This is a genomic window from Streptomyces lydicamycinicus, assembly GCF_000829715.2.
In the GTDB taxonomy this organism is placed as follows: Bacteria; Actinomycetota; Actinomycetes; order Streptomycetales; family Streptomycetaceae; genus Streptomyces; species Streptomyces lydicamycinicus.
Genome location: NZ_BBNO01000007.1, coordinates 881,601 through 900,839, shown reverse-complemented (window position 1 = coordinate 900,839; position 19,239 = coordinate 881,601). Strand labels below are relative to the sequence as shown.

Sequence of the window (19,239 nt, the reverse complement as noted above, 5' to 3'; positions counted from 1 at the left end):
TGGCGGACGGCGACGGTCACATGCGCCCCGGTCGCATACCGATGAACGTTGGTGAGCGACTCGCGCACCACGCGGTGCACCGCCCGCCGCACCCGGGCCGGCCGAGCGTCCAGATCCGCCCCCTCCCAGGTGAAGGCAACGGGAATACCGCCGCTTTGCGACTCCTCGACCAGCGCCTCGATGTCCGCGCGGGTGCCTGTCGCATCGGTCAGCGCATCCGTACCGGGGTCCCTCGCCAGCGGGCCGAGGACCCCCAGCGCCGCTCGCAGCTCCTGCATCGCATCGCGCGTGGCACTCCGCACCAGCGCGGCCTCCTCCCGCAGCGCGGGCGCCTCCTTGAGCAGCGCCATCTCCAGCCCGCCCGCGTGCAGGGAGACCAGGCTCAGCCGGTGCCCCACCAGATCGTGCATCTCCGCGGCGATCCGCGACCGCTCACGCATCCGGGATTCACTGTCCGCCAGCCGTCGCGCTTCCTCGGCGGCGGCGGCGCGCTCTCGCAACGCCCGCAGCAGCCGGTCCTGCTGCCCCGCGGCGACGCCGACCAGCCCCGGCACGACGACCGTGATGGTGGCGAGCACCGCACCAACGGCGAGACCGAACTCCCATCTGGAAAACCCCATCCAGGGCGCGAACACCACGCAGGTCACCGGTGCCGAGGCGACCGCCGCGAACAGCAGCCCGGCATGGCGCCGCGACATCTGAATCTGCCGGGCCGCGGTGTAGGCGACCACCGCGGTCAGCGGCGCCACGGCGGGCACGACCCCCATCAGCGCCGCCAGCCCGACCACGCCGGCCCCCGGGAACCGGCGCCGCACCAACACCAGCGCCACCGCGACGCCGATGAGCCCGAGGGCCGCCGCCCCGCCCTCCAACCTGAGGTAGCTCACCGCCTCGCCGCCCCGGCACACGAGCAGCACCAGCGCCCCGGCCGCGACCGCCTCGCCCACCGCTCTCCACAGCCGCCACCCGCACTCCTCGGGCCCCGCAAAGAGGCTTCGGGCCGGGCGGTTCTGGGTGACGGGCGGAGCGCTGAACGACATAGCGCCGATTATCACGCCCCCGCAGCAGGGCTTCCCTGCTCCTTGGGGGCGACCCCGCCTATGCCAAAAGACAGATGCCCTGACGAGAGGCGGAGCGGCAACGGGTACGCACGAGGTGAGGGCCGGACGCGGCCCGGCCGGCGTACAGGCCCGCCACGCTCCAAACCGCCGAAGTACCGGCGCCCTTAACGCCGCCGGGATCCGTCTGGCAGGCGAGGCCCTGGTCGCGTGCGCTCGGCGACCCGGCCAGCCGCCTTCACCCGGACGACAAGACCGTTCTCAACGCCCTCGACTGAGGCGGGCCCGCCCATCCCCAAGCGCTTGGCACCTCCGTGGCCGCCGCCCTGCTGTGCGAGGGGGCATGACAGGCGATCCACGACGCGCAGGGCATGCAGCGGAGCAGGTCATGGCTGTCAGAACCCGGAGCCTCCGGAAGAGACGACTGCGTCGAGGGTCTTGGCGAGTTCGACGGGTGTGGACAGCATGGGCCAATGCCCGGTGGGCAGATGGAAGCGCCGCCACGGCGGCTGGTTGAGGAAGGCCAGCGTCGGCATCCCAGCATCCAGTAGGGCCTTGGCGTCGTGGCAGGCGACCACCACACGGTCGACGTCAGGGCCGAGCTCATCAGTCCGGACCAGCCGCTGTTCGAAGGTGGAAAAAGGCTGGGACGTGGCCCGGGTGCGCATCAGGTCGAGCTGGTCCTCGTCGAGCCCTTCGAGGGTGCTGAACGTGCTGAGAAGCTCGAAGGGCGGCAAGGGCAGCCGCCATCCGTCTCCGTGCTCGGCCACCTGCCGGTGCAGTTGGTCCACCACGTCGCCCGACATGACGTCGAGCAGGCACGTGCCCTCCGCGAAGGGAGCGCTGTCGAGATAGACCAGGCGTTCCAGCCGCGGTCCGAGGCGGCCCGCAGCGCCGGTGACGGGGACCGCCGCGTAGCTGTGCGCCACGAGGGTGACATCGCGCAGGTCCTGCTCCACGACGAACGCGGTGATGTCGTCGATGTGAGTGTCCAGGCCCACCTCCGGGGTGGCGAGGGCGGATCGTTCGCCCAGGCCGGTCAGCGTCACCGGCAGCGCCGTGTGCCCACGCTCCCGCAGGGCATGGGCAGTGGCCTCCCACGCCCAGGCTCCGAGCCAGGCACCAGGAACGAGTACGAAGGTAGCCATGCGATTTCTCCTTGGATTTCAGGGGTTGTGGCGAGAGTAGAGTCCATACAGGACAGTTTCCGCCCTGAAATGCCGAGTGATCCATGTCATACCCCTTGACGCGCGTACTGGCCCTGCTGGAACTCCTCCAGACACACCCAGGACTGACCGGTGCACAGCTGGCGGACCGTCTGGGGACCGACGTGCGCACGGTCCGGCGCTACGCGTCACGCCTGCGCGAGCTGGGCATCCCGGTGGAATCAGACCGAGGCCGCTTCGGTGGCTACCGGCTGGCCCGCGGCTACCGGATGCCACCGCTGATGCTCACCAACGAAGAAGCCCTCGTGGTCATGCTGGGCCTGCTCGCCGGGGAGCGTCTGGGGATGAGCACCACCGCTCCCGCCGGCGCCGGCGCCCTTGCCAAGCTCGAACGCGTCCTCCCGGACTCTCTGCGTGCACCGTTGGCCGCCATGCGGAACACCTTGTCCTTCACCGCCAACACCGTGCTCGCGCAGGCCCCCGAAGCAGGCGTCCTGCTGACCCTGGCGCAGGCATGCCACTCCGGTCACACCGTCGGCCTGCGCTACCGCTCCTGGCACCAGGAACACACAGAGCGCGATGTCGACCCGTACGGCGTGGTCTTCCATTCCGGGTGCTGGTACCTCGTCGGTCACGACCACCTCCGTGACAGCCTGCGCACCTTTCGCATCGACCGGATCGCATCCGCCACGCCCAGCGCAGCAACGTTCACCACCCCCGACGACTTCGACCCGGTTACCCACCTCACCGCGTCCCTGGCCCGGACACCCGCACCGTGGCAGGTCGAGGTACTGATCGAGGGCCCCATCGAGGACATCGCGCGCCGGCTGCCCCGCACGATCGCCACCCTCACCACCACACCCATCGGCGTACTGATGCGCGCGCAGGCCGCACAGCTGGACAGCGTGGCGCGCCTGCTGGCCTCCCTGGAATGGCCGTTCACCGTCCACAGCCCCGACCAACTGCGCCAATCACTCAAAGACCTGGCCCAACGGCTCACGGCCGCCGCCGAACGACCGGCGGAGGGCACTCCGAAGTAGATCAGGCCGTGGAGGCCGGCGAGGCGGTCGCCGGTGCGCAGGCACCGACGACACGAGGTGGTGCTGCCGCGCAGGTGGGTGGTGAAGCGCACTCAGAGCTTGCTGATGCGCTCACGCTGCCTGGTGCGCGACTACGAGACGCTGCCCGCCATGCAGACGCCTTCAGCCGGCCGACGCCCCGAGCTGGGTGAACACCCCCGGCAGCACCTGGAGCACCCACCCCGCTCCACCAGGCGTTTCACCTTCGACCGCAGCCCCTCGTCCTTCGCCGGAACCGCATGAAGGCCCAGGGACGCGGCAAGCTGTTGAGACCGCATACTCTTCGCCACCCCACACCTCCGGATCACCGGTCCCGGAGTGATCCACCCACCTCGAAGAATCAGCGGAGGAATCCTTCGTAGTTGCGCTGCTGAAGCTGGCTCTCAATCTGCTTCACGGTCTCCAGGCCCACACTCACGATGATGAGGATGCTTGTCCCGCCGAACGGGAAGTTCTGGTTCGCGTTGAAGAGCACCAACTCCATTGTGGGTACGAGCGCGATCAGCCCCAGGTACAGCGAGCCCGGCCACGTGATCCGGTTGAGCACGTAGCTGAGGTACTCGGTCGTCGGGCGACCAGCCCGGATGCCCGGGATGAAGCCACCGTGCTTCTTCATGTTGTCGGCGGCTTCTTCGGGGTTGAAGCTGATGGCCACGTAGAAGAAGGCGAAGAACACGATCAGCAGGAAGTACGCGGCGATGTATACGGGACGGTCCCCCTTGCTGAAGTTGGTGGCGAGCCATGTCGCCCATGCCGCCTTCGATCCGCTGAACTGTGCGATGAGCGGCGGGATGGAGAGCAGCGATGACGCGAAGATGACAGGAATCACACCTGCCTGGTTCACCTTGAGCGGGATGTAGGTGGACGTTCCGCCGTAGGACCGGCGCCCGATCATGCGCTTCGCGTACTGCACCGGAATGCGCCGCTGAGCCTGCTCGACGAAGACCACCAGGGCGACCATCGCCAGGCCCACCGCGATCACCGCGAAGAACTCGATCCAGCCGTCGGCGAGCTCGCCCTCGAGCTTGACCTGCCACAGCGCGCCCGGGAAGCGGGCGGCGATCGAGATGAACATCAGGATCGACATGCCGTTGCCGATACCGCGGGCGGTGACCAGCTCACCGAACCACATGGTCAGGCAGGTACCGGCGGTCATCGTGATCACCATCGTGATGGTGATGGAGACCGAGCCGCTGGGCACGATCTGGCGCGTGCAGCCCGGGAAGAGCGTACCGGCGCGGGCGGCGGCCACCAGACCGGTGCCCTCCAGGGCGGCGAGCGCCACGGTCAGATAGCGGGTGTACTGGGTGATCTTCGCCTGGCCGGACTGACCCTCCTTCTTGAGGGCCTCCAGCCGCGGGATCACCACGGTCATCAGCTGGAGGATGATGCTCGCCGTGATGTACGGCATGATCCCCAGCGCGAAGATCGTGATCTGCAGCAGCGCACCACCGCTGAACATGTTCACCAGGCCAAACAACCCGCTGTTGGCGTGGGGCCGCTCCATGCAGAACTCAACGTTCGCGTAGTTCACCCCTGGGGCCGGGATATGCACTCCGATCCGGTAGAGCACGATGATGCCCAATGTGAACAGCAGCTTCTTGCGCAGGTCGGGCGTCTTGAACGCTCGGGCGAACGCGGTGAGCACGGTGCCTCCTGCGCCTCCCGCCACTTTCAGGGCCGGGAGGCGACGGTCTTGAGGGTCGACGAATATCTAGCGGCTGTACTGTGCGGAGCTCGCCCGCTCGGCGGGATCCGAGGCAGAGCCCGTGGCCGACTTGGTTGCCCAGGGCGCGGTGCGCGCGCAAACGAAGTCGCCGTCTCCCTCTCGCCCAGGTGTACGAACACTGGGCTTCCGTACACATCCATCGGACGGCTTGAACGCGGCCAGGGCGCTACCTGGCGGTCGAGGTTGGTGTCGGCGTCCGAACCGGACCGGTATTTGAGGTGCAGGTCGGCATCGGAACTGGCTTGAGGGGTGAGGTACGGGTGGGCATCGAAGGCGCGGCGGTCGAGAGGTGGTACGGCATCGGCACCGACCGGGCGGTTGACGTGCAAGTCGGCTTCGGCGCCGTGGCACTGGGCGCGGGGCGGGGCGTCGACGGCATCGGGACCGACTCCGCAGGAGTGCCGCGGCGGTGCTGAGGGCCGCTGGGGCCGTCCTGAGCGAAGGAGCTTGGCAGGACCATCAGTCCGACTCCCAGTCCGGCAACGGTCAGCACGGATCCGGTGGCCGTCCAGGCCGCTCGCGCCCGCCGACGTGCGCGCACGCCGGCGTGCAGTCGGTCTCGGTGCCGGTCTTCATAGAGCGTGTCCTCCTGGGTGTCGCGCATCATCCGCGCCAGCTCCTGCTCGAAGTGATCCATAGCTCCCTCTTCACTCCACCGGCTCTGCCTCAGCCAGAAGCTGACGCAACCGTGCAACGCCGCGTGCCGTCAGTGAACGGGCGGTACCCACCGGACAGCCCAGCACCTCCGCGACATCCCGCTCGGGCAGGTCCTGGTAGTAGCGCAGCACCACCGCAGCCCGCTGCCGCGCCGGCAGCAACGCCAACACGGCCTCCAACCGGTTCTGTTCGTCCACCGCAGCGGTCTCATCTGCCACCTCGGGCGGATCGGGCAGCTGGTCCACGGGGTGCTCGCCCCACCAGCGACGCCGTGCCGAGCGAGCCGCGGCACGGGCCAAGACCTTGCGCACATACGCCTCGGGCGCCTGTTTGGCCACCTTCGGCCAGGCAAACCACAGTTTGACGAGCGCTTCCTGCAGCAGGTCCTCGGCCCGGTGCCGGTCTCCTCCGGTGAACAGCCGCGCCAGGTGAAGCAACGCCGACCACCGAGCCGCCACGAACCGGTCGAACTCATCGGCCCGCAACTGCCCCATCAACGTCCCCCTCACCTCAACACGCCCCTACACCCTGGATAAAGACACTGGCCCCTGCCCCGCTATGCACCCCCGACAAGTGACATGGCTCACTAGGAGGGGTCTCGCCACCTGTCGGTGGAGAACCCCCTCAACGATCACCAGTCGTCGTACCTGTCGGGACCTTTCGCCCTGTCAATCGCCTGTGTGCAAGCCTCGGCGAACACGAGCACAACGGCGTCCTTGTCCGTGCCAGGGGCCCGTGAGACAACCGCTACCAACCCTGCATCCCGCCGGCTCTTTCCCGGGCGCCGGGCGGGCCAGCCGTTTCGCCCCAACCACCTGTCCGCGCTCCTGAACGAGGTCGGGGTCCCGGCCGCTGCTGCCCGCGGCGCCGTCGCCCTCCGGCAGCAACTCCTCGAACTACCCGGCCTCGTCGTCGCGGACGCTCTCGGTTACCACGACAAGTCCACCAGCCGCCTCATCAGAGAGGCCGGCGGGACATGGGGCCGATACGCCGCTGGCGATCACACGCGGTCACCAACAGGCTGGGTTCCTCGGTGAACTGGTGACATTGAATACGAGAGCACACCAGTAAACCGAGGCCGGAAGATGGCGTGAGCCCGCGCTCGTCCTGGCAGCCGTGTGATCGATGGGCAACCATTCCTGCGAGCTGATGGTCATGTCCGTGCCACCCCCGTTCTGGGTGGGCATTGTCAGCTCCGCCTTGGGACGTTCCTGAGGCGCTGGAACATGGGGAAACGCCTTCATGCATCACCGCACCACCGTGGCAGGCTTCGCCGGGGCCCTCGCCCTGTCCGCGCTCACGATTCCGGCGGCCGCCCAGGCGGATGACTTCTCGGGTGACATCAAGATCACGAAGGTGGTCGTCAACGGAGGGAAGGACATCGTCGTGGGGACCACGGACGTGAAGACGTTCACCATCGCGGTGACCGCCACGGACGACTCGGGAATCGAGGTCGGAAGGACCTTCCCGGTCATGTGGCACACGCCCCTGCCGAACGGCGACTATTACGGTCTCGTTATGCCTGACAACATCGCGGGCAAGTGCGTGCGCCAGAGCTTCACCACGACCACCTGCACCTACACGCTGAAAATCAACCCGCGCATCCAGCTCCAGGACAACATCACGGCCGGTACCTGGACCGTGAGAGCCCACGTCCTGGCCAACGACGGTGACTACATCACCAAGGATTCCGCCGCGAAGGCGAAGGTCCTGCGCAACTCCAGGCTGTGGGTCAACGCCTCGCCGGAACCGGTGAAGAAGAACAAGACGATCACCGTCGCAGGCGCCCTGACCCGCGCTAGCTGGGAGACCTACAAGTACGGGGGCTACACCAAGCAGCCGGTGAAGCTCCAGTTCAAGAAGAAAGGAACCAGCACCTACAAGACCCTCAAGACCGTCACGACGGACAGCAAGGGCAACCTGAGGACGACGACGAAGGCCACGGCGGACGGCTACTTCCGCTACTCCTTCGCAGGCACGTCCACCACCCCGGCGGTCGCCTCCGCGGCGGACTACGTCGACGTGAAGTAACCCTCGGGAGGGTCATCCATCCTCCCGACGGCGACATCTTCGCGAACACCGTCATCGGCTGCTCCCCGCGCCTGCGGGGATGGTCCCTCGCAGGGCGAGACCGGCGATGGCTCCGACGGCTGCTCCCCGCACGCGCGGGGATGGTCCGTAGGACTCCACCGCGGCGGCGGAGTACCCGGCGCGGGCGGGCGCAACACCGACGGTGGTGCGCTCGATGGTGGGACGCGATGCCACAAGGTCTCCTCTCGGCACCGGCGTGCGGTGACCGCCAGACACCAATCACGCGGGCCTTGCGTCGCGCCCACCCTGCGGTAATTGCCGGTCCATTGGCCTCACTTGGCGGGCCATTCGGAAGTATCCGTTCAACGGGGCGGACCAATTGCCGGAAGGGTGGCGCTGTAGTTACCCGTGCGGTGATCCGGCCGCGTTACGTTCATCGCGCAGTGGCGATCTTCCCCAGGGCGGACGCAGCAACGGCCGATACCGCGAGGCCGGCGCACACGTCGTCCCGTGCCGGTGGAACATCTACCCAGGACAGGTGAGACATGAAAGACGGCCTTGCGCTGACCGAGAGTGAAGTACTCGACTACGCGCACACGCTGCTGTGCGGTGAACGCATACACCCTCGGCAACGGCACGGAAGTCGTGGTGGTCTGGACCTACGGGGCGAACGATCGCCTTCCAGGCCACCACCGCCCCCACGGTGGTCGGCCTGACCAACCACGCCTTCTGGAACCTGGCCGGCCCCGGCGCGCACCGGCCCGTCGACGGCCACCACGTCGCCGTCAACGCCGCCCGCGTCCTGCGGTTCGACGAGGACCAGGTCCCGCTGCCCGGGCCCACCGGCCCCGGTCGCCGGCACCCCGCTCCACCTCACTGGCAACGCCCCGGTCGACGGCCTGCGGCTGGACAACTTCTACGTGCTCGACACGCCGCACACCTGGGCGGCCGACCTCCACGAAACCCGGACTCCGGACGGCAGCTGTGCCTGTCCACGGACCAGACCGGCATGGGCGTCTCCACCGGCGACGGCCTCCACCCGCCCCGCGCCGGACCGTGCCTCCACCCGGCCCTGGCCCGCGCCCCCAACCGCCCGGACTTCCCCTCCGCCCGGCTGGATCCGGGGCAGACCTACACCGCCACCACGCGCTACGCGTTCTCCGTCGCTGACCGCACACCCCTACCGCACCCCGGGCCCTCCCCCCACACGAACGGCATCCCACATGACCTCGCATCCCGCGCCGGCCCCCGCCTGGAAACGGCTGAGAGCGCCGAGGAAGTCCACACACTGCTGCGCGCCTCAGACCTCCACACGGCCGAGCTGTACGGCCTGCCGGTCCCGGAGCGCCGTCTCGAACGCAGCCGCGCGCTGGTCGGCGAAGGCGCTGTCCACCTGCTGCGCCACGGCGACACCGACGACGGCGGGGCGTACCGGGTGAACCAGACCCTGCGCAGCCGCTCCTACGCGCCGGACGCGATCACCACCGCCCTCAAGGGCACCGGACGCACCCCGGCGGACCACGACATCGAGCCGTCCTACGTCAAGTGCGAGTGGGGTCCTGCTCCAGGACGCCGGCTCCCTGCCGCACCAACTACCGCGCCGTGAAGTCCCCTTCTCGGTAAGGGACAAGGGACCCGAGCCGGTTGCACCGATCGCACAAGGAGTTCGCATGACCGAGTTCATGAAGTTCACCCCCGACGACGAGAACGAAGTCCATGACGTGGTGGACTTCAGCGACCCGGGCCGATGTCATGTCACACCCGTCATCCAACTGCCCGCCGAAATCTCCCTCGCCATCACCGACGCCCTGGGCGGTGTGGTACGCGCCGCGCACCACACCCCGGCCGCGACCACCCAGGACAGGGACGGCATCCAGCGCGCCCAGACCTTCGAGGAGGGTGACGTCTACATGCTGGACGCCCCCTTCGACGGGTTCTTCGCCGACCGCTACCTCATGGACTTCTACGACGTCATCGACCGGGACATCTGCTCCCGGATGCACCTGCACACCGGGCTGCGCTTCGTACGCATGATGACCGGCCCCGGCACCCGCATCCGGGTGTCCAGCCTCTCGCCCATCGACGTGACCCACATCGAGGGCGTCACGCCGTTCCGGCCGGAGGTCTTCGAGGACGCCGCCTCCGACGCCCCCGACGGCGTGCACCGCACCCGCTACAACCTGGTCGTCCCGGAGAACTCCTGGGCGGACATGCAGATCCCGCGCGGCGTCAGCCACCAGTTCAACGCGCACGGCCCGCACGCCGTCATCGACTCGGTGCACCCCGAGGAGTCCGTCGAGACGTTCCGCGAGCGAATCAGCGGCTACAAGATGATGGCCCAGACGATATTCCTCGCCAAGGAACAGCCGGCCTCCGAAGCCTGCAAGCTCGACTGAGCCGCCCCGCCCGCCGGTGGCCACGGGGAACCCCGCGGCTACCGGCGGAGCGGTGGAACGGTCCCTCAGCCCGGGCTGAGGGAGAGGCGTCGGGCCATGACGTTCTCCCGGCCGCCGTCCGGCAGCACGTCGCCGAGCTGTCCGGTGTCTGCGAATCCATGGCGCCGGTACAGCGCGACCGCGGGTGCGTTCCCGGGCGTCACCGCGAGCTCCACCACCTCGGCCCGCTCCCGCTCGGCCCACCCCACGACCGCCTCGACCAGCCGGTCGCCCACACCGCGCCCCCTGGCCTTCTCGGCGACCCACAGGGAGATCAACTCGACGACGCCGTCCCGCGGGCCGGGGACACCGCTGACCATCCCGGCCGGTTCCCCGTCCCACAGCGCGAGGAGGTTGTGCGAGCCGGAAATGCTCAGCCGGGAGCGCCACCGCTCCTCCCGGTCGCCGTCACCCTGCCAGTCCGCCAGCGTGGACCCGAAGGCGTACGGCGCCTCGGCGAGCGCGGCCAGCCTGAGCTCGCGCCAGCTGCCCCAGTCATCCGGTGTCAGTACCACCAACTCGATCATGCACGGAGACTTCCCCGGAAGGGGCACCGTCAGCAACTCCGTATCCGCACGGTACGACGCCGGCGTCAGGGGGGCGGCGCCGGGCCCCGGGGCGCCCTCAGGGCAACAGGGTGTCGAGGAAGGTGTTGGAGAACACCCGTGTCGGATCGTGTCGGATCGTAGGAGTTGAGGTCTTCCGGGCAGTGCGCCACTCGTCGAACGCGGCGGGCACGGCCCCGGTCAGCACCGCAGGGGCGGTCCACGGCCCGCCGTCCGTACAGGCGCATCCTGCGCCGCCGGCATCCCACAAGTCGTCGTCCACGACCACGGACCAGTACTCGCACCCTTCCGACGGCCGAATCGTCACATAGGGCACGCCCAACTGGAGCGTGTCTGATGGGTCGGTGGGACGGGCCAGCCTCATTGATCATTCATGTTCGTGGGGGGCGGGGCGATCTGAGTGACGTGGACCGGGAAGGTTCACCGGGGCGCGGCTAAGGTCGATGGGACGGGGCCGCAATCTGGCCGGGGTATGCATGGGCCGGTGTGAAAACCGTTGGACACCTCCTGGACGCGCCACGAAGATTCCCGCTGTGTCAGACAAAGCCGAGCGCCGGACCCCAGCCTCCACGAGGGGGAAGTCCGTGCGATTCGTTGAGTTATCGAGCACGACCATGGTCGCCTTGCTGAAGGACGACCTGGCTCAAGCCAGTGCCGAAGCAGGTGTCGCTCTCACCGAGTACTTCATCACCGACACGGCAAAGTGGGTGTGGCAGTACCGGGACAACCAGCTGACCTCGGACCCGGGTTGCGCGGGGTGGCTCACGCAGATCGTGGTAGCCGAGCCGGAAGGTGCCGTCGTGGGCTATGCCGGGTTCCATGGGCCGCCGGATGAGGCGGGCATGGTGGAGCTCGGCTATTCGGTGATCCCCCTCTACCGTCGTCAGGGCTACGCCAGAGCGATACTGACCGCATTGGTACGTCGGGCCGTTGCAGAAGCCCGAGTCAGGACCGTGCGCGTGGCGATCAGTCCTGACAACACGGCATCCCTGGCCACGATTTCTGGATTTGGCTTCGTCGAGGTCGGAGAGCAATGGGACGAGGAAGACGGCCTCGAACTCATATTTGAAGTCCCTGTCTGATCAAGCTGTTGCTGGAAGCGGACGACCCTCCCCAGCGGATGCCCTTCTCGCTGTGGATGTGGGCGCGTTCCTTGCGCTGTGCGGCGAGTATGTCGCGGTGGCGGGCGTTGGTGTTGCGCCAGCGCAGGTAGCGGCGCAGGGCCTGGGTCTGCGCGGGGTGGCTGCGGTGGTGGGAGTTGGCCAGGGTGAACTGCCGCAGCGGGCCGAAGTGCGCCTCGATCGGGTTGGCCCATGAGGCGTAGGTCGAGGTGAAGCACAGGTCGACCTTGTTCTTCTTCGCCCAGCGACGGATGACCGCGCCGGTGTGCGCGGAAAGGTTGTACAGGATGATGTAGATCGGGGCGCCGTCGGACCGTGCGGCGCGGATCGACTTCAGTGCGGCCAGGCTGCTGGCGGTGCCTTTGCGGCGCCGGTTGACGCCCCACAGCCGGTCGTCGCCGACGGCGTAGCAGCCGTGGAAGTAAGTGACACCCTGGGTGCGACGGAAGGTCGCCGGCAGACGGTTGGGCTTGCCCTGCTTCGCCCAGCAGGATCCTTGGGTGGGCCGGATACCCAGCGTGCCGAACTCATCGAACGCGAACACCCGGTCGGGAAGTGCTCCAGGACGTGCTCGATGCGGTCCAGCTTGGCGTCACGCTCAAGGGCGGGACTCCTTCCAGGTCTTGGTGCGCTGGAAGGAGATGCCGCGACGCAGGAGCAGACACCGTAAAGCCTCACGGCTGATACGGATAACACGTCCGCGCACGCGGCGCTGGTAGGCGGCAAGTTTACGGATCGACCAGCGGGTGAAGGGCTGACCGAGCTTGTGGGGCGAGTAGTGGCCGTCTGGATGACGAAGTCCTCGTCGTCACCGCTGAGCAGGCGGGGGCGGCCTCCCGCTCGGCCACCACACCTCCCAGTGGTCGGAACGGACGTCACCGCACATCCGACCGCCACGGCCATCACCCCGGCCAACCTATGCGGTCACAGCACCAGCTGCGGCCCTCGGCCTGGGTGCCGCTGCGCTGGGTTCCGCTCAATGGGTAGGCGTGTACGGCCTGGCTTCGGCCGTGGGGACCTCTGTCATGCAGTCAGTCGTCGCCTTGCGGCTTTCGCAGGCGAGCCAAGCGGCCGAGGACGCGTCAGCGCGTCTCTACGACGCCCTTGCCGAAGGCATCACTCGTGCACTCACTGTCGGCTGCCTCTTCCCGCTGGTCTGCGTACCGGTCGCCGTCATCGCCTTTAGCCGGCCGGCCAGTCGACACCGAAGCCGCCCGACCGGAGGGTCTACTGTCGCGACCTGAACCTCCTGGCTTCGTTCACGTAACCAAAGAGACAGAACCTGGGCCGCCGGGCCGCACCCCGGGCTGGGGTGCGGCACTCGGCGCATGTGCTTACGAGGTCCAGCCGCCGTACGGCACGGTGATCAGCTCCATGGCGTGGCCCGCCGGGTCCATGAAGTACACCCCGCGGCCGCCGTCGTTGTGGTTGATCGCTCCGGGCTGTTGCCGGTGCGGGTCGGCGTAGTGCTCAATGCCGCGCTCGCTGATCCGCGCGTACGCCGCGTCGAACTCCTCCTCGGAGACCAGGAAGGCGTAGTGCTGCATGGCGAGTTGGTCCGCGGGGATCGTGGCGAAGTCCAGCGTGACGCCGTTGCTCAGGCCGACCGCGATGAACGGGCCCCACTCCGCGGTGATCTCAAGACCCAGCAGGTCCGCGAAGAACTGGGCGGACTCCCGGTTGTCCCGGGCGTGGACGATCGTGTGGTTCAACTCAACTGACAAGGAATGCCTCCGAAGGCACCTCCCGACACCTCCATGCCTCACCCAGCCGGTGACCGACACGCGATGTCCCGGTAGATCCTAGTCGTTGTTGTCCACCCAGCGAGTCGGCGGTAGTTGATGAGAGCTGCGGCCGTACCGACGAAGGCGAGGAAGTGCTCGGCCTTGCGTTCGTAGCGGCGATGCAGGTGCCGGCATCCATCCAGCCAGCCAGCCAGCCAGGAGACCGTCCTCTCGACGACCCAGCGGTGACGGCCCAGTCGTGCGGAGGGCTCGATGCCCTTACGGGCAATGCGGTGGCGGATGCCCCTCTTACGGAGCCATCTGCGCAGGTGGTCGTAGTCGTAGCCCTTGTCCGCGTGGAGCTTGACTTGATCGGCGCATCATGCCGCAGCGACGACGAGGACGGGCGTCTAATGATCTGCGTGCTGGCCGTGCGAGGTCTCGGGGTGCCGTATCCACGCGGCCAGTAGCCGAAGCGCCTCTTCGGAGCTGGAGCCTGCCTCGGCGGTGTAGACACTCAGCCGCTGGTCCGGGTCGGCGGGCAGGGTGAGGGACTCGTAATGGAGGGTCAGCGGGCCGACGATCGGGTGGTGGAAGTGTTTGCTGCCATGCGTGTGCCGATACACGTTCTGGTCGGCCCACCAGCGGCGGAAGTCCTCATCCTTGACCGAGAGTTCGCCGACGAGTTCGGCCAGCAGCGGATCGTGGGGATGGCGTCCGGCGTCGCGACGGAGCGAGGCGACAATGTCCTGGGCGTGGGTGTCCCAGTGGGTATACAGAGAGCGGGCGGTCTCGTCGCAGAACATGAACCGCACCAGGTTCCGCTCGCGGTGCGGCAGCGCGTCGAAGTCGGTGAGCAGCGCACGTGCCATCTGGTTGGACGCAAGGACGTCCAGTCGACGCCCCAGCACAAGAGCGGGGGTGTGCTCAAGGATCCGGAGCAGGTCGCGCAGCCCCGGGCGTACCGGCTGCGGACGCGTCGCCGTGCGGCGGGGCCGGCCTGCGGCGGGCTTGGCGAGCTGGAACAGATGGGTGCGTTCGACGGGATCGAGTCGTAACGCGCGGGAGATGGCGTCCAGCACGGACTCGGAGACGTTCAGTCGGCGTCCGCGTTCCAGACGTACGTAGTAGTCGACGCTCACGCCCGCCAGTTGCGCGATCTCTTCGCGGCGCAGTCCTGGCACTCGCCGAGAGCCGCCGTCGTCGGACAGGCCCGCCTGGCGCGGGGTGATCCGTGCCCGCCGAGAGCGGAGGAACTCACCGAGAGCTGTGTTGCGGTCCATGCCGTTCACGATACGGCCCAAGATCGCCCCGACGGCCCGCGAAAGGAGGACTGGCAGTCCCCCGGTCCGGCTGCCCCCGGGGCGAAGCGGACCCCCCGGAAGCCGATCAGCAGCCGATTCCGGTGCTGAAGTGGAACGTGTCGAGACCGACCGGGGCCTAACCGCCCCGGTCTGCTTCTGTTCGCATCGCACGAAGGGAACTCCTGTGTCGGACACCAAGACATTTCTGATCACCGGCGTCAGCACCGGCCTGGGCCGCGCACTCGCGCGCGCGGCGTTGGCCGCGGGCCACCGAGTGGTGGGCACGGTGCGTACGCCCGCCGACGCACGGCCCTTTGAGGCGCTCGCCGGCGACGCGCACGCCCGCATCCTGGACGTGACCGACCATGACGCGGTGGACACGGTCGTGGACGAGACCGAGCGCGACCTGGGCCCGGTCGACGTACTCGTCGCCAACGCCGGGTACGGCCATGACGGCCTCTTCGAGGAGTCGTCGATGGATGACCTTCGCCGTCAGTTCGAGGTGAACGTCTACGGAACCGTGGCGGTGATCAAGGCCGTGCTGCCGCACATGCGGGAGCGCCGTTCGGGCCACATCATCGCCGTCACCTCGATGGGCGGGCTGATCACCATGCCGGGCCTCAGCTTCTACCACGGCAGCAAGTTCGCGGTGGAGGGCATCCTCGAAACGCTCGGTAAGGAAGTCGCCGATTTCGGTATCCATGTCACCGCCGTCGAGCCGGGAAGTTTCCGGACCGACTGGGCCGGCCGCTCGATGATCCGCGCACCTCGTGTGATCGCCGACTATGACGAGCTGTTCGAGCCGCTGCGCGCCCGGCGCATCCACGGCAGCGGGCACCAGCCGGGCGACCCGGACAAGGCCGCGGCCGCGGTGCTGCGCATCGCGGCGGCCGACCAGCCGCCGACGCGCCTGCTGCTCGGCACCGACGCGCTTCGGCTCGTCCAGGCCGGACGCGACGCCTTCGAGCGCGACATGCTGGCATGGGCCGAGCTGTCGGCCTCCACCGATTTCGACGACGTCAGTCGGTCCGCCTGACGTCACTCGCTGTCGGGCCCCCAGCGCGGGGCCTCGACAGCGGCCGTCCTCACCAAGCCGGCCCGCTCTTGGTCCACCACAGCCGGACCTGCTCGTAGCCGTTCACGCCACCCAGCGCCTCCTGGTAACCGACGGGTTCGCGCCAGCGCCGCTCGGCTCACCTCTAGCGCCACCGCGGCACTCCGCCACGGCACAGGCCACCGGGCTCGCGACAGCCCGCCCCGGACGGCAGCCACCACCCGAGGTCAGCAAAGACGGCGGTACGGACTCGCCAAGGCGGCGCGCAGGACGAGGGTTCTACAACAACTCCCTTGCGCAGGCGCCCCCTTGACAGGTGGCTCACCAGTGGCCGTGACCGCTTTGATCCGCCGGGTGTGATCCGGCAGGATCTCACGCATGTTCGAAGAGAAGCTCGACACGCTCTCGCAAATGATGGCCGAGCACATGGCCATGCCGTTCCCGCCAGGCTTTCGCGGCCTGGACATCGAGGACCAGGACATGGTGATGCTCGGTGCGGACACCTACGGCTACGCCCTGGGCGTTCTCAAAGGCCCGCTCGACGAACAGCGCGGCAAAGGCTTGATCCGGCTGACGGCGGTGTTCGAGAAGGTTCTCCCGGCGATCGACGACGAGTACGCGGCCAGGTACTACACGCACGTGCGCGACCTGGCCGTGCTGGCAGCCGAAATCGAGACTCTGCGCGAGAAGTAGCTATCCGACCAGGAAGGTTCGCACGGGTCGTGGTCACGGCGGTTGGATGTGCGGTCACGTCTGATCCGACCGCTGGAGGCGCGGCGACCGAGCCTGTTCGTGTGAGCAGGTTGACCGACCAGGAGGGGCAGAGGCGGACACCCGCGCACCCGCCCGGACCATCTGAGTGGCGATAAGGCGCACAGCTCCCGCCGCAACCGCCGGTATCCGCGGCGGCGCCAAATGAAGCACACCATCCCCGAACGCAAGGACCGGCGGGCCAACCGCCGACGCCGAGGCAGTACGGGTGGCCGGCCCGCCGGCTTCGACAAGGCGATCTATGAGCGTCGAAGCGAGGTCGAGCGAACGATCAATGCGCTCAAGGGCTTCCGCGCCGTAGCCACCCGATTCGGCAAGAGGGCGTACCTCTTCCAGGGAATCGTGACTTCCGCTGCTATTCACCTTCGGCTTCGCTCATGACCGCCGGACGGTGCCGGCCGAGCGGATCCGACATGTGCGGGCACGGTATGGCAACGAGTCAGCGAGTACGTGCCGGGGCGAACGGGATTCCCGAAGTCATGCCGCGGCGGCTCACCATGAGGGACTCGCCGAGGAAGCTCACGCCGATGGCGAGCTGGAGGGGACGTGCGCTCTCGTGCATGCCCATCTTCACTGCCAGGACATTGAACCCGGCCGTGACCGCCAGGGAGCCGATCAAGGCGAGGAAAGTGCGGCCGGTGTATCGCTGCCACAGGACACCTCCCTTGTCGATGAGCTGAACGGTGGCGCCGCGGAGTGCGCCGAGTGCCACACCGAGGACGGCGCCCGTGATGACCCAGGTGAGGTCGGTGCCGGTCAGATCCGTTTTCTTGATGAGGGACAGGATGCCGATCCCGGTCAGGATCGCCGGGGCCACGAAGAGGTCCTTCGCGTTGACCGGTTCACCGATCATCCGTTTGATCACGACCGCGATCACGACCACCACGATGATCGCAGCGAGCAGCCAGGGGTTCACGCGGGTACCACCCAATCTTTATAGCGCGCTTGAGCTAAAAAGGATGTTAGCCCGGGCGTGCTATAAAGGCAACGTGCCAAAAATCGTCGATCCCGTGGCCCGCCGCAGGGCAGTGGCGCAGGCCGTCCTGTCCGTCGCCGCCCGGCACGGGCTGGAGCATGCGTCGCTGCGCAACGTCGCCGATGAAGCCGGACTCGCCGTCGGCTCGGTCCGCCACTACTTCGCCGACCACGACGAGTTGATGACCTTCGCGATGAGGGAGCTGAGCCGGCGCATCGGCGACCGCGTCCGCACCCACTCCGAGCGACTCCTGACTCCCGGCAGCGGCACCGACCGCCGGGCCGCAACAGAAGAGCTCCTGGCCGAGCTCCTCCCCCTGGACGAGGCCCGCCGCCAGGAGACCGCACTCTGGCTCGCCTTCACCACCGCAGCGCTCACCCGCCCCGAACTACGGCCCTGCGCCGCAGAAATGCAGGCCAACCTGCACACCCTGATGTCGCGCGTGCTACACGAAGCCAGGTGCGCCGGCGGGCTGCCAGACGGCTTGGACGTCGAACTGGAAAGCACGCGTCTGGCCGCCCTCCTCGACGGACTCAATCTCCAGGCAACGCTGCTGCCGGACCGCTATCCGCCCAAGCTGCTCAGGCAGGTACTGCGACGGCACCTGGACGCCCTCAAAGCCGACAGCTGACCTCCGGCCGGCGCTTCCTCGCGGTTCGCCCCCCTGCCGGCATGGCAGGCAAAAGCCCGCAGTCTCCACTTCGGCTGTCGACCAGCACAGGGCAGGATCGCGGTGCGACGCTACCCGCCGGCGCGCCTGCCCTCACTCCCCTCGCTGATGATCACAGGCAGCGCGACCTCAGCACGCTCGGCGTCACCCCCGTACATCCGAGTCGCTTGGTATGAGGGCTAAGCCCGGCAGGCCGGTCGCACTCGCACGACGGTCTGACTCACCGGACAGGCCCTGGGCGAGGGGCTCCGTGCATGGCCTGGGTGCCGCACTGGATAAACCATTACAGCCCATGGCAGGCTCATGCCGCATGATCGATGAATTCGCGAAAGACAACCTGCACGGGAGACTGCGGCGGGACCGCAAGGCGCTGCTCTGGAAACTCGACGGCTTGTCCGAATACGACGCCCGCCGGCCTTTGACAGCGACCGGGACCAACCTCCTCGGCCTGGTCAAACACGTGGCCACCGTCGAAGCCAGGTACTTCGGCGAGGTCTTCGACCGCCCTTCCCCGGAACCGCTGCCCCGGTGGCAGGACTCCAACGGCAGCGATCTGTGGGCGACCGAGGACGAGACCCGCGATCAGATCATCGGGTTCTACCGGCACACGTGGGAACACTCGGACGCGACGATCAACGAGCTTCCCCTCGACGCCCCCGGCCACGTGCCGTGGTGGCCGGAGCCTTATGCCGACACGAACCTGTTCGCCATCATGGTCCATGTCCTCGGCGAGTCCATCCGGCATGCCGGGCACGCCGATATCCTGCGCGAGGGCCTCGACGGCCGGACCGGGTTGCGCGCCGAACTCGAGAAGCAGATCGACGAGGAAGCCCGTGCGGCCTACTGCGCGAAGATCGAGCAGGCCGCCAGGTCGGCCGCACCCATCAAGGCTTAGAGG

At 68.1% G+C, this 19,239-nt stretch carries 20 protein-coding genes and 3 pseudogenes; 12 read left to right on the top strand and 11 right to left on the bottom strand.

Annotated features, from left to right (window positions below; all coding sequences use genetic code 11):
* Both TU31_RS26405 and TU31_RS26400 read right to left on the bottom strand, forming a co-directional pair.
* Positions 1-1,040: sensor histidine kinase (locus TU31_RS26405; RefSeq protein WP_042158990.1), on the bottom strand; the 1,040-nt coding region annotated here is incomplete at its 3' end.
* 413 nt (positions 1,041-1,453) lie between these two features.
* Positions 1,454-2,206 carry an alpha/beta fold hydrolase gene (locus tag TU31_RS26400; RefSeq protein WP_042158816.1) on the bottom strand — a complete coding sequence of 251 codons (753 nt, stop codon included), beginning with the start codon at positions 2,204-2,206 and terminating at the stop codon, positions 1,454-1,456.
* 95 nt (positions 2,207-2,301) lie between these two features.
* On the opposite strand from TU31_RS26400, the gene TU31_RS26395 reads away from it, so the two are divergent.
* Positions 2,302-3,264: a helix-turn-helix transcriptional regulator gene (locus TU31_RS26395; protein WP_245698732.1), complete on the top strand. Its 963-nt coding sequence runs from the start codon at positions 2,302-2,304 to the stop codon at positions 3,262-3,264.
* Positions 3,265-3,345: 81 nt separating this feature from the next.
* Positions 3,346-3,546: a hypothetical protein gene (locus TU31_RS39925; protein ID WP_245698730.1), complete on the top strand. Its 201-nt coding sequence runs from the start codon at positions 3,346-3,348 to the stop codon at positions 3,544-3,546.
* A gap of 97 nt (positions 3,547-3,643) precedes the next feature.
* Here the strand turns inward: TU31_RS39925 and secY are convergent, their stop codons facing one another.
* A complete protein-coding gene (gene secY, locus TU31_RS26390) occupies positions 3,644-4,951 on the bottom strand; it encodes a preprotein translocase subunit SecY (RefSeq protein ID WP_042158813.1) in 1,308 nt (435 codons plus the stop codon).
* Positions 4,952-5,292: 341 nt separating this feature from the next.
* On the opposite strand from secY, the gene TU31_RS38785 reads away from it, so the two are divergent.
* Positions 5,293-5,448, top strand: coding sequence for a hypothetical protein (locus TU31_RS38785; protein ID WP_158894689.1), 156 nt, complete (start codon positions 5,293-5,295; stop codon positions 5,446-5,448).
* Positions 5,449-5,679: 231 nt separating this feature from the next.
* On the opposite strand, the gene TU31_RS26385 is transcribed toward TU31_RS38785, so the two are convergent.
* Positions 5,680-6,183: a SigE family RNA polymerase sigma factor gene (locus TU31_RS26385; RefSeq protein WP_042158989.1), complete on the bottom strand. Its 504-nt coding sequence runs from the start codon at positions 6,181-6,183 to the stop codon at positions 5,680-5,682.
* 748 nt (positions 6,184-6,931) lie between these two features.
* Here TU31_RS26385 and TU31_RS26380 point away from each other — a divergent pair.
* From TU31_RS26380 to TU31_RS26370, 3 genes are all read left to right on the top strand, one after another.
* Positions 6,932-7,720: a DUF5707 domain-containing protein gene (locus TU31_RS26380; RefSeq protein ID WP_042158811.1), complete on the top strand. Its 789-nt coding sequence runs from the start codon at positions 6,932-6,934 to the stop codon at positions 7,718-7,720.
* 673 nt (positions 7,721-8,393) lie between these two features.
* Positions 8,394-9,326, top strand: coding sequence for an aldose epimerase family protein (locus TU31_RS37255; protein ID WP_078885957.1), 933 nt, complete (start codon positions 8,394-8,396; stop codon positions 9,324-9,326).
* 64 nt (positions 9,327-9,390) lie between these two features.
* Positions 9,391-10,116 (top strand): hypothetical protein, encoded by a 726-nt coding sequence (locus TU31_RS26370; RefSeq protein WP_219819219.1) that lies wholly within the window; start codon positions 9,391-9,393, stop codon positions 10,114-10,116.
* A 65-nt stretch (positions 10,117-10,181) separates the two neighbouring features.
* On the opposite strand, the gene TU31_RS26365 is transcribed toward TU31_RS26370, so the two are convergent.
* Both TU31_RS26365 and TU31_RS26360 read right to left on the bottom strand, forming a co-directional pair.
* Positions 10,182-10,682, bottom strand: coding sequence for a GNAT family N-acetyltransferase (locus tag TU31_RS26365; protein ID WP_042158810.1), 501 nt, complete (start codon positions 10,680-10,682; stop codon positions 10,182-10,184).
* 97 nt (positions 10,683-10,779) lie between these two features.
* On the bottom strand, positions 10,780-11,085 hold the full coding sequence (locus TU31_RS26360) for a hypothetical protein (RefSeq protein ID WP_042158809.1): 306 nt from the start codon (positions 11,083-11,085) through the stop codon (positions 10,780-10,782).
* Positions 11,086-11,335: 250 nt separating this feature from the next.
* On the opposite strand from TU31_RS26360, the gene TU31_RS26355 reads away from it, so the two are divergent.
* Positions 11,336-11,803 carry a GNAT family N-acetyltransferase gene (locus tag TU31_RS26355; protein WP_042158987.1) on the top strand — a complete coding sequence of 156 codons (468 nt, stop codon included), beginning with the start codon at positions 11,336-11,338 and terminating at the stop codon, positions 11,801-11,803.
* On the opposite strand, the pseudogene TU31_RS26350 reads toward TU31_RS26355, so the two are convergent.
* The 4 genes and pseudogenes from TU31_RS26350 to TU31_RS26340 form a co-directional block, all read right to left on the bottom strand.
* Positions 11,781-12,682: pseudogene (locus tag TU31_RS26350) on the bottom strand (IS630 family transposase); the annotation flags it as partial. The gene TU31_RS26355 and the pseudogene TU31_RS26350 overlap by 23 nt on opposite strands.
* 494 nt (positions 12,683-13,176) lie before the next feature.
* The gene (locus tag TU31_RS26345) at positions 13,177-13,566 is read right to left on the bottom strand and encodes a VOC family protein (RefSeq protein WP_042158808.1); all 390 of its coding nucleotides are present in this window, start codon (positions 13,564-13,566) and stop codon (positions 13,177-13,179) included.
* 38 nt (positions 13,567-13,604) lie between these two features.
* Positions 13,605-13,931 (bottom strand): annotated as a pseudogene (locus tag TU31_RS39920) (transposase); the annotation flags it as partial.
* Between the two features lie 45 nt (positions 13,932-13,976).
* Positions 13,977-14,849 carry a helix-turn-helix transcriptional regulator gene (locus TU31_RS26340; RefSeq protein WP_042158807.1) on the bottom strand — a complete coding sequence of 291 codons (873 nt, stop codon included), beginning with the start codon at positions 14,847-14,849 and terminating at the stop codon, positions 13,977-13,979.
* 205 nt (positions 14,850-15,054) lie between these two features.
* On the opposite strand from TU31_RS26340, the gene TU31_RS26335 reads away from it, so the two are divergent.
* From TU31_RS26335 to TU31_RS37245, 3 genes and pseudogenes are all read left to right on the top strand, one after another.
* Positions 15,055-15,906 (top strand): oxidoreductase, encoded by an 852-nt coding sequence (locus tag TU31_RS26335; RefSeq protein ID WP_042158806.1) that lies wholly within the window; start codon positions 15,055-15,057, stop codon positions 15,904-15,906.
* Between the two features lie 396 nt (positions 15,907-16,302).
* Positions 16,303-16,617, top strand: coding sequence for a hypothetical protein (locus TU31_RS26330; protein ID WP_042158805.1), 315 nt, complete (start codon positions 16,303-16,305; stop codon positions 16,615-16,617).
* Positions 16,618-16,740: 123 nt separating this feature from the next.
* Positions 16,741-17,076, top strand: a pseudogene (locus TU31_RS37245) (transposase); the annotation flags it as partial.
* Between the two features lie 58 nt (positions 17,077-17,134).
* Here TU31_RS37245 and TU31_RS26325 read toward each other — a convergent pair.
* Complete coding sequence (locus tag TU31_RS26325; RefSeq protein ID WP_042158804.1) at positions 17,135-17,611, bottom strand: DUF1453 family protein; 477 nt, start codon at positions 17,609-17,611, stop codon at positions 17,135-17,137.
* 73 nt (positions 17,612-17,684) lie between these two features.
* Here TU31_RS26325 and TU31_RS26320 point away from each other — a divergent pair, with 73 nt between their 5' ends.
* Together TU31_RS26320 and TU31_RS26315 are read left to right on the top strand one after the other, a co-directional pair.
* On the top strand, positions 17,685-18,302 hold the full coding sequence (locus TU31_RS26320; RefSeq protein ID WP_042158803.1) for a TetR/AcrR family transcriptional regulator: 618 nt from the start codon (positions 17,685-17,687) through the stop codon (positions 18,300-18,302).
* Between the two features lie 349 nt (positions 18,303-18,651).
* Positions 18,652-19,236: a DinB family protein gene (locus tag TU31_RS26315; protein ID WP_042158802.1), complete on the top strand. Its 585-nt coding sequence runs from the start codon at positions 18,652-18,654 to the stop codon at positions 19,234-19,236.
* Positions 19,237-19,239: the final 3 nt, after the last annotated feature.

Coding starts and splice junctions, on each gene's coding strand:
- TU31_RS26400 (WP_042158816.1), bottom strand. CDS start 2,206: ATGGCTACCTTCGTACTCGTTCCTGGTGCCTGGCTCGGAGCCTGGGCG.
- TU31_RS26385 (WP_042158989.1), bottom strand. CDS start 6,183: ATGGGGCAGTTGCGGGCCGATGAGTTCGACCGGTTCGTGGCGGCTCGG.
- TU31_RS26380 (WP_042158811.1), top strand. CDS start 6,932: ATGCATCACCGCACCACCGTGGCAGGCTTCGCCGGGGCCCTCGCCCTG.
- TU31_RS26370 (WP_219819219.1), top strand. CDS start 9,391: ATGACCGAGTTCATGAAGTTCACCCCCGACGACGAGAACGAAGTCCAT.
- TU31_RS26365 (WP_042158810.1), bottom strand. CDS start 10,682: ATGATCGAGTTGGTGGTACTGACACCGGATGACTGGGGCAGCTGGCGC.
- TU31_RS26360 (WP_042158809.1), bottom strand. CDS start 11,085: ATGAGGCTGGCCCGTCCCACCGACCCATCAGACACGCTCCAGTTGGGC.
- TU31_RS26355 (WP_042158987.1), top strand. CDS start 11,336: ATGGTCGCCTTGCTGAAGGACGACCTGGCTCAAGCCAGTGCCGAAGCA.
- TU31_RS26340 (WP_042158807.1), bottom strand. CDS start 14,849: ATGGACCGCAACACAGCTCTCGGTGAGTTCCTCCGCTCTCGGCGGGCA.
- TU31_RS26330 (WP_042158805.1), top strand. CDS start 16,303: ATGTTCGAAGAGAAGCTCGACACGCTCTCGCAAATGATGGCCGAGCAC.
- TU31_RS26315 (WP_042158802.1), top strand. CDS start 18,652: ATGATCGATGAATTCGCGAAAGACAACCTGCACGGGAGACTGCGGCGG.